General features: G+C 48.3%; 9 protein-coding genes. 4 read left to right on the forward strand and 5 right to left on the reverse strand.

Annotation, left to right across the window (positions count from 1 at the left end):
• Window positions 1-205: 205 nt before the first annotated feature.
• From R3D00_24255 to R3D00_24265, 3 genes are all read right to left on the reverse strand, one after another.
• Window positions 206-1,012, reverse strand: coding sequence for a hypothetical protein (locus tag R3D00_24255; GenBank protein MEZ4776310.1), 807 nt, complete (start codon window positions 1,010-1,012; stop codon window positions 206-208).
• Between the two features lie 424 nt (window positions 1,013-1,436).
• Window positions 1,437-3,737 (reverse strand): glycoside hydrolase family 95 protein, encoded by a 2,301-nt coding sequence (locus R3D00_24260; GenBank protein ID MEZ4776311.1) that lies wholly within the window; start codon window positions 3,735-3,737, stop codon window positions 1,437-1,439.
• Between the two features lie 23 nt (window positions 3,738-3,760).
• Complete coding sequence (locus tag R3D00_24265; GenBank protein ID MEZ4776312.1) at window positions 3,761-4,132, reverse strand: DMT family protein; 372 nt, start codon at window positions 4,130-4,132, stop codon at window positions 3,761-3,763.
• A gap of 95 nt (window positions 4,133-4,227) precedes the next feature.
• Between R3D00_24265 and R3D00_24270 the strand changes: the two genes are divergently transcribed.
• From R3D00_24270 to R3D00_24285, 4 genes are all read left to right on the forward strand, one after another.
• Window positions 4,228-5,250: a zinc-binding alcohol dehydrogenase family protein gene (locus R3D00_24270; GenBank protein MEZ4776313.1), complete on the forward strand. Its 1,023-nt coding sequence runs from the start codon at window positions 4,228-4,230 to the stop codon at window positions 5,248-5,250.
• 493 nt (window positions 5,251-5,743) lie between these two features.
• Window positions 5,744-6,085: an L-rhamnose mutarotase gene (locus R3D00_24275; protein MEZ4776314.1), complete on the forward strand. Its 342-nt coding sequence runs from the start codon at window positions 5,744-5,746 to the stop codon at window positions 6,083-6,085.
• A 50-nt stretch (window positions 6,086-6,135) separates the two neighbouring features.
• Entirely contained in the window at window positions 6,136-8,910 is a 2,775-nt protein-coding gene (locus R3D00_24280) for a DUF1553 domain-containing protein (protein ID MEZ4776315.1), read from the forward strand.
• 5 nt (window positions 8,911-8,915) lie between these two features.
• The gene (locus tag R3D00_24285) at window positions 8,916-10,403 is read left to right on the forward strand and encodes a DUF1501 domain-containing protein (GenBank protein ID MEZ4776316.1); all 1,488 of its coding nucleotides are present in this window, start codon (window positions 8,916-8,918) and stop codon (window positions 10,401-10,403) included.
• A gap of 1 nt (window position 10,404) precedes the next feature.
• On the opposite strand, the gene recG is transcribed toward R3D00_24285, so the two are convergent.
• Window positions 10,405-12,507: an ATP-dependent DNA helicase RecG gene (gene recG / locus R3D00_24290; protein MEZ4776317.1), complete on the reverse strand. Its 2,103-nt coding sequence runs from the start codon at window positions 12,505-12,507 to the stop codon at window positions 10,405-10,407.
• Between the two features lie 13 nt (window positions 12,508-12,520).
• A complete protein-coding gene (locus R3D00_24295; GenBank protein MEZ4776318.1) occupies window positions 12,521-13,186 on the reverse strand; it encodes an acetyltransferase in 666 nt (221 codons plus the stop codon).
• Between the last annotated feature and the right edge of the window lie 167 nt (window positions 13,187-13,353).

Raw genomic sequence — 13,353 nt, forward strand, 5'->3', positions numbered from 1 at the left:
ATAAATTTGCAGCTATTTCTTCAACCTCCCAAATATTTTGGGGGAAAATATCATATATCTGTTGTGGGCTTTCTCTGTTTCAAGGAATAGTTGTTTGCGGACAACTCCTGCATATCTATTAATCTCACAAACTCAGTCAGGGGAAAAGCAATCAATGATGATCTGAGTCATTGCAGGATATCCAACATGGGAATTTTTCCCGAGTTTACCTTGCTTTTTCTGAGTTATCAGATAAATCAGTCGAATCTTTTATTTGATTCAAGGATTCATCTTTATAAGATTTTGCATTATTAAAAAGCGTTTCATAATCTGATGCACTTAATCCAAAGAATTCTCGTCTCTTGAAACTATTTTCTCGTTCTGAAAGAATTGTTACAATTACCTTCCTTTGATATCGCCAAAAGGCCCCTCCACCAACTAGCAAAACAATAACTCCTGCTAAACCTTTAAAATTAAATGAAAAGTTTGTGAAGCTCAAAGACCACATTGTAATTAAACAACCTACTATCCCAACCAAAATAGAATTAATTGTAAGCAAAATCGGTTCTCCCCCTCTCCAAAGGAGGAGTTGGATTTTCCAACCCCGATCACTTTTGCTACGACTCCCCATAAGAAAAGATGGCTTATTGTCTGCAGGCTCAAATGCCAAATATAATAGTGAATCAGGGTTTTTTTCATAAAACCACCTCCTTGCTCGCCCCGAAATTCTATACAGAGAGATAATTGCCATAGAATATTGGACAGAATGCATTAAGGTTTGCCAACCTAGAATTCCTAAAAATATAGCTAAACCAATTCCTATAAAAAAAATGTTTGATTGTACAAAAGGGATATCAACTATACTACCAAAGCCTGCTACAACTGCTCCAACCAAGAATAGGTAAAAGTTGATTCGATTTGCTTTTACTTCTTCAAATTTCAGAGAACGATCCAGCACAGACTGGTATTCAGTAATAAGAAAATCATCAACTGATTTATCTTTACTTTGGTAAGGCATATCTGGTGAATTCATCTATTTGTGTTTAACCCTGATTTGAAGATTTTGTTCAATTTACCCAACTATTCAATTTTAGTCGCCAATGTCAGCACTAAACCTCACACCAAAACAAAAACTTCCAGTTACCGCTTATCGTCCGAAGTGGCATTTTCCTATTTCTCCGGATAGCCCCATCCTTCCCCCATAAATTTGCAGCTATTTCTTCAACATCCCAAAATATTTTGGTGGAAAGTATCATATATCTGTCCTTTTTTTCTTGCTGACTTGAGTCTGTAATTATCTTCTGTCAATAAACAGATTATCCGGCCACGCATCTATGGATTCACCCACGCAAAACACGCCAGTCCCCTACACAGAAATACCAAATGAAAAATGTAGAATAAAGAATGACAAAGTAAGGCGACCTCCGGCTTTATGATTCCCGCCAGTTCCTCTCCCCCTAAATCCCAAAATCCTTCCCCATCACATAACTTTTTCCAGCCTTTACTGGTAACTCTGTGAGTTTGTCCTGATAGCGGATCTTGCAGGTGGTGTTGGTTCGGGAATGGATCGTCAGGGCGGTAACTTCTCCGTTTTCCCATGTCATGTCGAGGGTGTATCCGCCTCTGGCGCGAATGCCGCTGACCGCTCCGCTGCTCAGGGCTTTGGGCAATGCGGGAAGAAGGTGCAACTCGCCCAGGTGCGACTGTAAAATCATCTCCGTAATCCCTGCCGCCGCTCCAAAATTTCCGTCGATCTGAAACGGGGGATGTGCATCAAACAGGTTGGGATATGAGCCGCCGCGTGTGTAGCGGAGTTCGTTTTCTGCCGGGCCCAGCAACATGGTGATCATGCGGTAGGCGTGTTCGCCATCGAGAAACCGTGCCCAAAAGTTGATTTTCCACGCCAGACTCCAGCCCGTGCCATCATCGCCTCTGAATATCAGCGATTGCCTCGCGGCGTCGAGCAGTTTGGGCGTATCGCGCCAGTTGATTTCGCTGCCGGGATGCACCGCCCACAGATGTGAAACATGGCGGTGGTGATTTTCCGTATCGTCGATATCTGCCATCCACTCCTGCAACTGCCCGTGTTTGCCGATCTGGCTGGGCGCGATTTTAGGGATCAGGCTGCTGAGTGTATCGGCAAATGCGGTTTCTTCTCCCAAAATAGCCGAAGCCTCCACACAATTGCGAAAAAGGGTGCGGATGATCTGGTGATCCATGGATGGGCCCATGACCAGTCCGCCATTTTCGGGAGAATTGGAGGGGCCGCTGACGAGAAACCCGGTCGTCGGGTCTTCGGTGAGATAGTCCACAAAAAACTGTGCAGCGCCTTTCATCAACGGATAGGCTTTCCGGAGAAAATCTTCGTCCTGACCAAAAGCATAATGTTCCCACAAATGCTGACACAACCACGCCCCACCTGTCACCCATATGCCGTGGTTGGCGTGATTAATCGGGGCTGTTCCCCGCCATATATCGGTATTGTGATGCAGCACCCATCCACGGGCCTGGTAGTGTTTTTGTGCGACGACTTTCCCTGTCCCGGCACATTCTTCGATAAGCTTAAACAGCGATTCATGGCAATCGGCCAGACCGGTTACTTCTGCCGGCCAGAAGTTCATCTCGGTATTGATATTGGTTGTCCACTTGCTGTCCCATGGCGGTTTGATCTGGTCATTCCATATTCCCTGAAGATTTGCGGGTTGTGTACCGCTCCGGCTCGAAGCAATCATCAGATAGCGGGAATATTGAACATAAAGAGCCAGCAACTGTGGATCTTCGGGCTTCTGCCAGAATTGGTTGAGACGCTCTTCTGTGGGGAGATTTACTCGGTCATTTTCCCCAAAACTGATATCAAAGCGGTTGAAAAGGTGCTGATAATCATTGATATGCTGTTTTAATAAGGATGCATATTTCTGCTTACGTGTCTGATTGATGATTTCTTCAGTGATTGCGCCCGGATCACCCGAAACATCGTCGTATCGAACATAGGAAGTGGCTGTGGATAGCTTCATCACCACTTCATCTGCACCTGAAATATTCCACCCGCCTTCGTCAGACCGTACATTTCCACCCGAAATATGGAGCGCCAGACGGGCAGTCCCGGTAAGTACGCCATCAGTCACATTCACAGTTAAAATCATCCCGTCATCTGTCGTCGCCAGGCTGTGGTTTTCATGGGGCGAATCCATATTCAGGCGGAAACTGATGGCAGCTTTTTTGTCTGAAGAAAATTTCCCCACCAGCACTTTTGCCGGAAATGAAGCAAAGTATTCCCGCGAAAAAGTGGTATCTCCCACCTGATAAGAAACCGTTGAAATCGCTTTGCGCAGGTTCAACTCCCGCCGATAAACCGTGTACCTTTCGTGCCCCGGAAATTCTATAAAAATATCGCCAAATGGCTGGTAGGCTTTTTGCCTGACGGGCTCACCCATAAAATGTGCCATAGCCAGTTCGTGGGCTTCTGCCTGTTTCCCTTTGTACAGGAGTTCGCGCAACTCCCCGAGGTAAGCAAATGCACTGTCGTGGGCATAACTACGGGGTTCGCCTGTCCAGAGCGTTTCGTGGTTAAACTGAATATGTTCTTTAAGAGGATTGCCGTAAATCATGGCGCCAAGTGAGCCATTGCCAATGGGGAGAGCTTCCGTCCACTTTTCCGCAGGTTTATTATAGCGGAGATAGAGGTGGTGGGGCGGTTCGGGTGTCTGGCAGGCAAAAACAACGATTGCCAGGAAGGCGGATAAGAGCAGGTTTTTCATGGGGGTAAAATAGGGAATTAGTCCTATTTCCTGAAAATAAAATATACCGCCAGTACCAGAAAGACAAATCCGATCAGATGATTGGTTTTCAATGTTTCATTTTTGAAAAACAGCAGCGAAAAAATCACAAACACCACCAGTGTAATCACTTCCTGAATGACTTTCAGTTCGACCAGCGAAAAAGGTCCTCCGTGGTTCTGATACCCGATCCGGTTTGCCGGAACCTGAAAACAATATTCAAACAAAGCGATTCCCCAACTGATCAGCACAATAGCGACAATGCCCAGTTTGCTGAACCACTTCATCTCCGCAAATTTGAGATGGCCGTACCACGCCAGAGTCATAAAGCTGTTGGATAAAATCAGTAGCATGATGGTATAAAATCCTTTGACCATAGGGTTATTTTTCCGCCAATTTAACAAACGATTGGTTTGATTTATATTTTGAATGTGTGGCTCATGGGTGTAGATTGGTGCGATTAAAAATTTCTATGAAAACCATCATTCTCAACAAACCTGGCGACTTTTCGCTAATACAGACAGAGCTGGACCCTACCCTCGCCGCTGGCGAGACGCTGCTGAAAATCCACCGCGTAGGTATCTGCGGCACAGACCTTCACGCTTTTGCGGGCAACCAGCCTTTTTTCTCCTACCCCCGTATTCTTGGCCACGAACTCGGTGTCGAGGTAGTCTCGGTCGCGCCTGACGTACAAAATGTAAAACCCGGAGATCGCTGCTCCGTCGAACCCTACCGGAATACTACGTCAGACCAGGCAGTGCGCAGAGGAAAAACCAACTGCGGGGAAAACCTTTCAGTACTGGGTGTTCACGAAGACGGCGGTATGCGGGAGTTTATTCGTTTTCCGGCAAAATATCTTCACAAGTCTGCCATTCTTTCCTATGATCAACTTGCGCTTGTCGAAACACTTGGCATCGGTTGTCATGCAGTCAACCGCGCCCGGGTGGGGAAAGACGACCTGGTTCTCGTCATCGGCGCAGGCCCCATCGGGTTGGGAACGATCCAGTTTGCCAAAGCTGCCGGCGCACAGGTTGTGGTCATGGATATGAATAACGACCGGCTGGATTTCTGCTCCGCGCAGATGGGCGTTTCGGGCACAGTCAACCCCTCGGAAGGCGATGCCGAAAAGCTGATTCGCAGTCAGTTTGGCGGCGATTTGCCTACGGTTGTGTTTGACGCTACGGGCAACCGGCATTCGATGGCGAAGGCGATAGAGTATGTGGCTTTTGGGGGAATCGTAGTGTTTATCGGGCTTTATATTGGCGACTATACTTTCCACGACCCCTATTTCCACCGCAAGGAAATCACCCTTATGGCCAGCCGCAACAGCCAGAGCCATGAGTTTGTACAGATTATAGACATGATCGAAAGGGGGCAGATCAATACCGCTCCGTGGATTACCCACAGGGCAGATATGACCGAAATGATCGGCGTATTTCCCGACTGGACCAATCCCCAAAATAAAGTCATCAAAGCTGTGCTGGAGGTTTGCTAACAGCAAAAAAAACGCTGCGTTAAAAATTAGGGCAGCGATCTTCGATCAAAATTTATATAGTTCACGCAAAGTACGCGAAGGAATCGCGAAGTAGCGCAAAGGGTATTTTATAAAAGGGTAATCTCTGTGTTCCTCTGCGTGGTACTTTGCGAAAATCTGCGTTAAAAATTATGTCAGCGATCTATGATCAAAATTTATATAGTTCACGCAAAGTACGCGAAGGAATCGCGAAGTAACGCAAAGGGTATTTAATAAAAGGGCAATCTCTGTGTTCCTCTGCGTGGTACTTTGCGAAAATCTGCGTTAAAAATTATGTCAGCGATCTTCGATCAAAATTTATATAGTTCACGCAAAGTACGCGAAGGAATCGCGAAGTAACGCAAAGGGTATTTAATAAAAGGGTAATCTCTGTGTTCCTCTGCGTGGTACTTTGCGAAACTCTGCGTTAAAAATTATGTCAGCGATCTTCGATCAAAATTTGGGGGTATATGTTATGAAAAGATATTGCAAAACACTCAGCCTCAGACCCGACGACAATCTGATACAGGCTTATAAATCTGCGCATGCACCAGGGAAAGTATGGCCCGAAATCACAGAAGGCATGCGCCAGGTCGGAATTCTCGATATGGAAATCTATCTGTTAGGGCATCAGCTTTTTATGATTATGGAGACCGTGGACGAGTTTGAACACGACAAAGCAATGACCAGGCTTGGGACTTTACCGCGACAATCGGAATGGGAGGCGCATATGGCGCAGTTTCAAAATACCACAGAAGAAGCGTCGGCAGATGAAAAGTGGCAAATAATGGAACGAATCTTCAAGATGGACAAGTAAGTTGCGAATCTGGCCGATCATCATTAACTTTTCACAGGAAACTACTACCTATGAGCCGAAAAAATATTACCTATCTCTCCATCGGGATTGTGCTGTTGGCAGCTCTGGCTATTAATGTTCTCCTTTTCGGGAAAAAGAAGGTCGATTTTAATACAGAAATACGCCCGATTCTCAACGGTAAATGTATGCGCTGCCACGGCGGAGTAAGGCAGCAGGGAGAATTAAGCCTGCTTTTTCGCGCTGAAGCATTGAAAGCCGGAAAGTCTGGCAACCCGGCGATTGTACCTGGCTCTCCCGAAAAAAGCGAAATCCTCAAACGCATCCGCCACCACGATCCGGAGGAGCGTATGCCGCTCGACATGGAGCCGCTGACTGAGGTAGAAATTGACCGCATCACCCAATGGATTAAAGAAGGCGCAGAATGGGAAGATCATTGGGCATATGTAGCGCCCAAACAGCCAAAAATCCCCTCCGTAAGCCAGAAAAGCTGGATAAAAAACCCCGTGGATCGGTTTGTGCTCGCGCGTTTGGAAAAAGAAGGACTGAAACCGGCAAGCGAAGCTGATAAAGCGGTGCTGCTCCGCCGTGTCAGCCTGGATCTGACAGGGCTTCCGCCTACACTGGAAGAACTGGAGGATTTTGAAAAAGACCATTCCCCCCAAGCCTACGAAAAAGTAGTAGACCGACTCCTGGCTTCTGAACATTTTGGCGAACGATGGGCCGCCATGTGGCTCGACCTCGCCCGGTATGCAGACTCTCAGGGATACGAAAAAGATCCTTACCGCAATATCTGGAAATACCGGGACTGGGTGATTCGTGCAATAAATGAAAATATGCCTTTTGACCAATTTACCCGCGAACAACTGGCAGGAGATTTATTGCCCAACCCCTCGGAAGACCAGCTGATTGCCACGGCTTTCCACCGCAATACCATGAACAATACCGAAGGAGGAACCGAAGACCAGGAGTACCGCATCGCCGCGGTCATTGACCGGGTGAATACCACTTGGACCGTCTGGCAGGGTACCACCATGGAATGTGTACAGTGTCACAGCCATCCCTACGATCCTTTCCGCCAGGAGGATTATTACCGGTTTATGGCCTTTTTTAATAATGCACAGGATGCTGACCTGGACGCCGAGTTTCCGGTCCTTGAGACTTTTTCTCCTGAAAATGACTCTGCCGTAAGAGAGGTGATCGGGTGGATAAATGAAAAATACGCACAGGGCGCCATCGATACTTCTCTCGATCTGGTATCTCAGATTAAAACGGCCATTCGACCCCGAATGCTTCCATGGGACTGCGATGATTTCAACGATGTAGAAATCAACTCAGACAAATCCGCAGATAACTGGGCGCGTTTGCCCAAAAATATTCCTGGAAAAATATTCTTCCTGAAGTATGAGAATATTGACCTGACTGATCTTCAAAGTTTTTCTTTCCGCTACACCTGCAACGGAGATAAAGGCCGGATGGAAGTGCGCATGGACGAACCTGACGGCCCGCTGGTTGCCGGCATGAATCTCAAACCTACCCCCAAAGGCCGTGAAGAAACGACAATTCCGCGTACTGCCGGAGAAGGTGTCCACGATATTTATGTTCATCTTGTCAATACTCATGCCGAGCAGAGCGATCCCGACGGGCTGCTGCGGGTCTTTGAGATGAGGATGAATTATGAGGGCGTTTCACCACCTGATCCGGAACTGATCGCCTGGCAGGATAGCTTACTGAGGCTTCGGCGAAAAGCGGTACAGACACCTGTGATTAAGTCCCGCACAAAAGGTAACCTCCGGAATACGCATGTATTTACCCGGGGCAACTGGCTGGTCCCGGCAGATGAGGTTTCGGCAGCTGTGCCGGGTTCTCTCCCACAGTTGTCGCCGGAGGTTGTTGCCAGCCGACTGGCTGTAGCTGACTGGCTTGTAAGCCCCGAAAACCCGCTTACCGCAAGGGTAGCGGTCAACCGGTACTGGGAGCAGTTGTTTGGAAGGGGCATTGTCGAAACACCGGAAGACTTTGGTACACAAGGCATTCCCCCTTCCCACCCTGAACTGCTCGACTGGCTGGCACTGCACTTTTCAGGCGAACTGAACTGGAATGTTAAAGAGTTGATAAAAACGATCGCAATGTCTGCGACCTATCGGCAAAGCGCAAAAGCCAGCGATAAAGTATTGGCATTTGATCCGCAGAACCGACTTTGGGGGCGGGGACCCAGAATCAGGCTTTCTGCCGAGCAGACCCGCGACCAGGCATTGGCAGTAAGCGGTTTGCTGAGTCGTAAAATGTATGGTCCATCTGTCATGCCCGACCAACCCGAGGGAATCTGGCAAGTGGTCTATAGTGGGGAAAAATGGGTAACGAGTGAGGGCGAAGACAAATACCGAAGGGCGATTTATACCCATTGGCGGCGCACTAGTCCCTATCCGTCCATGGTTACGTTTGATACACCCAGCAGAGAATTTTGCGTTTCCCGAAGGATCAGTACCAATACGCCGCTACAGGCGCTGGTAATGCTGAATGACCCGGTATATTTGGAAGCGGCGGCAGCACTTGCCCAGAGAATGCGTGAAAAATCCGCTGATCCGGAATCGCAGATCAGGGAAGGGTACCGCATGGCTCTTCTGCGCGAACCCAATACCCTAGCGGTAAATGCACTGATGACGCTTTATGCAGAAGCCAGCAAGCAGGAAAGAAGTTCGGAAAAAAATACCGCCAGTTCTGTTTTAAAAGTTTCGGATATGCCGGAAAATAATAAAGATCTGGCAGCGCTGACCGTAGTCGCCAATGCCATTCTGAATCTGGATAGTTTTATCATGAAAGAATAAATCCTATGGATCTCCAACAGGAATATGAATATCGCCATCTCGAATGGCAGACCCGCCGCCATTTTCTCAAAACCTGTACACTGGGTATGGGAGCGATGGCATTGGGCAGTTTACTGGGGGGTTGTGGTTCTGACGTGGAAAAAGCAGTCGCTGCACTTTCCCGGGACATGACCAATCCGATGATGCCGCAAATCAGCCATTTTGCCGGTAAAGCCAAAAGGGTGATCTATATGCATATGGCGGGTTCTCCTTCTCAATTGGAATTGTTTGATTACAAACCGCTTTTGCAGAAATATGACGGCAAAGACTGTCCGCAGGAATTGCTGGAAGGCAAAACCTTTGCCTTTATTCAGGGCGTGCCCAAAATGCTGGGGCCACAGGCTGCTTTTGCCCAACACGGGCAATCAGGCGCATGGGTTTCTGAGCGGTTACCGCATTTTTCAGGGGTAGTAGATGATGTCGCTTTTTTGAAGGCTATGCATACAGATCAGTTTAACCATGCTCCCGCGCAGTTGCTCCTGCAGACTGGCAGTGCACGTCTGGGAAGGCCAAGCATGGGATCCTGGGTAACGTATGGCCTCGGCACCGAAAATCAGGATCTCCCGGGTTTTGTCGTTCTGGTCTCAGGCGGGAAAGTTCCCAGTGCAGGCAAAAGCGTATGGGGCAGTGGGTTTTTGCCCACAGTCTATCAGGGGGTGCAGTGCCGGTCGGAAGGTGACCCGGTTTTGTACCTGTCTGATCCCGAAGGGATGTCGCGCGACCTGCGAAAGAAATCTATTGAGGCTATTAACCAGATCAACAAAAGCCAGTATGATGAATTTCATGACCCGGAAATTCTGACGCGGATATCTCAATACGAAATGGCTTTTAATATGCAGGTTTCGGTTCCGGAGGTCATGGATATTTCCAAAGAACCTGCCTACATCCACGAAATGTATGGAACCAAGCCCGGGCAGGCTGCATTCGCCAATAATTGTCTGCTGGCGCGAAGACTGGTCGAGCAAGGAGTACGGTTTGTGCAGCTTTATCACTGGGGTTGGGATACTCATGGCAATGTCGAACACGACTCTCTGCATCACGGGTTTGTAGAGCGATGCAAAGACGTGGACCAGCCCATGACTGCATTGATCAATGACCTTAAGCAGCGCGGCTTACTGGATGAAACGCTCATTATCTGGGGGGGAGAATTTGGCCGTACGCCGATGTGGGAAAACCGTGGCGGAAAAGTAGCGCCATTTAAAGGGCGCGACCACCACAATGAAGCATTTACGATGTGGATGGCGGGAGGCGGTGTGAAACCGGGCATAACATACGGAGAAACCGATGATATTGGTTATTACGGCGTCAAAGACAAGGTGCATGTCCACGATCTGCAGGCCACGATCCTTCACCTGCTGGGTATGGATCACGAAAAGCTGACCTATCACTATCAGGGAAGAGATTTTCGGCTTACAGATGTTGCGGGCAAGCTGATGCGGGACCTGGTAGGATAAATCAGGCAATTGTCCCTGCTGCATCCAGATTGCGGAGGTAGTTGCGATAAGCTTCCCTGACCATCCGGTTATTTTCGGAAGACAACTCCGGGTCAATATCTGCTAAAGCAAAAGCTGCTTCACGGGCAATTTTGAGGATGTCCTGGTCTTCGACCACGTTTGCGAGAAAAAATTCCGGTAGCCCGCTCTGGCGTGTGCCCAGAAAATCTCCCGGCCCGCGCAGTTCCAGATCAATTTCCGAAATTTTAAAGCCGTCGTTTGTATCGCGCATCGCTGCCAGACGTTTTTTGCCGTCTGCGGAAAGTTTATATCCTGCCATCAGCACACAATACGACTGAAAAGCACCACGCCCTACCCTTCCGCGCAGCTGATGAAGTTGAGACAAACCAAACCGCTCTGCATTTTCAATCAGCATCAACGTTGCATTGGGTACATCTACCCCGACTTCTATCACCGTCGTGGAAACCAGAATATGAGTTTCTTTTTTGACAAACCGCGCCATCTCAAACTCTTTGGCGTCGGGAGTCATTCGCCCATGTACGATTCCTACTCTGAAACCGGAAAAATGCCTTTCCAGCAGTTCATGCCCTTTTTCTGCGGCCAGCAAATCTACCTTTTCAGACTCCTCCACCAGCGGATATACGACATACGCCTGTCGCCCGGCTTCCAGTTCGCGGCGAATAAAACCAAAAACCTCCAGTCTTTTTGACTCACCAAAAACCATGGTTTTGATCGGTTGCCGGCCGGGAGGCAATTCGTCAATAATCGACACATCCACATCGCCATAGAGCGTCATGGCCAGCGTGCGGGGAATAGGCGTAGCTGTCATGAGCATATTGTGAGGGAAAGGATTGGCTTTCTGCCAGAGCCGGGCCCTTTGCATGACGCCAAATTTGTGCTGTTCGTCCACCACCACCAATCCCAGCCTGTGAAAGACGACAGGGTCTTCGATCAGCGCATGGGTTCCAATGGCAATATCCGTTTCCCCGCTGGCCAGACCGACTAATGCTTCGTCCCGCTCTTTCTTCTTTTGGCCGCCTACAAGCAGAGTTGTTTTCATCCCGGCAAGTTCGGCCATTTGGGAGATTTTTTTAAAATGCTGTTCGGCAAGAATTGCCGTAGGTGCCATGATCGCGGACTGGAAACCATTGTCTTTGGCCATCAGCATGGTCATAAAAGCGACCATGGTCTTTCCGCTACCGACATCTCCCTGGATGAGCCGGTTCATTTGCACAGGTTGCGCCAAATCGCGGCGAATTTCCTTCAGCACACGCTTTTGCGCATCGGTAAGCTCAAAGGGCATGTGGTTTTGGAAAAAATCGTTGAAATAATTTCCGATCTGCGTAAAAGGATTCCCCAGGTTGTGCGTTTTGGCATCTTTTCGCCGCCCGGCAAGCATAAGCTGGAAGAAAAAAAATTCTTCAAACTTCAGTCTCCATTGCGCCATTTCGAGTTTTTCCCAGCTTTCAGGAAAGTGAATATTCATGACAGCCTCCTTGTGAGAGATCAGGCCGTAGCGGCGGATAATATCAACGCTCAGGTTTTCGGCAATATGCTCATGGGCCTCTTCCAGTAATTTTCCCATGATGGTACGGATTCCGCGGGAGTCCATTCCCATACGGGAGAGTTTTTCGCCGGAAGGGTAAAAAGGAATGATTTTGAGAACATTTTTTGTCCCCTCCTCATCCTTCATATAATCAATCTCAGGGTGAGAAATCTGCAGTTTGCTGCCAAAGAGGGACGGCCGTCCAAATATGGTAATCTCTTCTCCGATTTTAATGGTCTTTTGTGCCCATTTTATTCCCTGAAACCAGTTAAGCTCAAGAAACCCGCTTCCATCTGTAAAGGCAGCAGTCATAAGTCCCCTGCCGTTGCGGGTTTTCACCACTTCTGACCGGGTGATCTTACCAACTAGCGTGACAAATGATTCTTCTCCGGTGATCTCATTGATACGGCTAATGCGTGTACGGTCCACATATTTGCGGGGGTAATACAGGACCATATCGCCATAAGTGCGGATATTGCATTCTTTGGCAAGTGTTGCGGCTCTTTGCGGGCCGACCCTTTTCAGGTAGGTAATATCTTTTTCCCAGACATTATACATGTGCAGGGACAAATTACGGCGTACCTGAGAGCTTTGCAAACATCGGACGCGCGGGAATGCCGATATATGTTTTTCCGGGTTCCAGATTGCGTGTAGCAACAGCACCGGCGCCCAGCAAACAGCCCTTCCCTAAAGTCAGACGAGGTAAAACAACAGCCCCTGCGCCGATTTCCACCTCTGCTTCGACCACCACTTCCCCACAGATGATTGCACCCGGCCCCAGGGTGACAAAATCCCCTGTTACCACGTCATGCGCCAGTGAAACACGGGGATTGATAAGGGTAAAAATGCCTGTTCTTATATCTGTCGTCAGCACGGCGCCGGGCAATACAATGGCGCCCAGGCCCAGATGCACATATTCTGAAGTAATGGCCGAAGGGTGAATAAGGCGAAAAGGTTCAAAACCTGCCTGTATATACTTTTCAGCTACTTTCCTGCGGCGGGTGGGATTGCCGATAGCTACGACAAAACGGATATGGCGGGAAAGATTGGCAAATGCCCATATATCGTCGCCAAGAACTGGTTCATTGTGAATATTTTTTTCACCGGAATCAGCGACAAAGCCCAGAAAATTCAAAGGACCGTTGTCAGAGAGATTATGGCGGTTGTGCTCCCGCAATGTCATCAGAGCCTCTCGTCCCAGCCCCCCTGCACCAATTATGATTACTTCATTTGCCATAACATTCCAGCGATTCTGTTTACTATCAGCAATTATCTACAAATTACAGAAACCCTCGCAAATGTCCCATTCTGCTTTTGCCGGAAAATTATTACGCTATTCTGAAAGAATATGAAGCATGCAGAAGATAATCTTTGGAGAAGTCAAATGTTTGCTTTTAAATTACA

Source organism: Bacteroidia bacterium, from assembly GCA_041391665.1.
Classification (GTDB): Bacteria; Bacteroidota; Bacteroidia; order J057; family J057; genus JAGQVA01.

What these genes read in the sequence shown, in the direction of transcription:
- R3D00_24255 (MEZ4776310.1), bottom strand. Translation starts at nt 1,012, where the DNA reads ATGAATTCACCAGATATGCCTTACCAAAGTAAAGATAAATCAGTTGAT.
- R3D00_24260 (MEZ4776311.1), bottom strand. Translation starts at nt 3,737, where the DNA reads ATGAAAAACCTGCTCTTATCCGCCTTCCTGGCAATCGTTGTTTTTGCC.
- R3D00_24265 (MEZ4776312.1), bottom strand. Translation starts at nt 4,132, where the DNA reads ATGGTCAAAGGATTTTATACCATCATGCTACTGATTTTATCCAACAGC.
- R3D00_24270 (MEZ4776313.1), top strand. Translation starts at nt 4,228, where the DNA reads ATGAAAACCATCATTCTCAACAAACCTGGCGACTTTTCGCTAATACAG.
- R3D00_24275 (MEZ4776314.1), top strand. Translation starts at nt 5,744, where the DNA reads ATGAAAAGATATTGCAAAACACTCAGCCTCAGACCCGACGACAATCTG.
- R3D00_24280 (MEZ4776315.1), top strand. Translation starts at nt 6,136, where the DNA reads ATGAGCCGAAAAAATATTACCTATCTCTCCATCGGGATTGTGCTGTTG.
- R3D00_24285 (MEZ4776316.1), top strand. Translation starts at nt 8,916, where the DNA reads ATGGATCTCCAACAGGAATATGAATATCGCCATCTCGAATGGCAGACC.
- recG (MEZ4776317.1), bottom strand. Translation starts at nt 12,507, where the DNA reads ATGTATAATGTCTGGGAAAAAGATATTACCTACCTGAAAAGGGTCGGC.
- R3D00_24295 (MEZ4776318.1), bottom strand. Translation starts at nt 13,186, where the DNA reads ATGGCAAATGAAGTAATCATAATTGGTGCAGGGGGGCTGGGACGAGAG.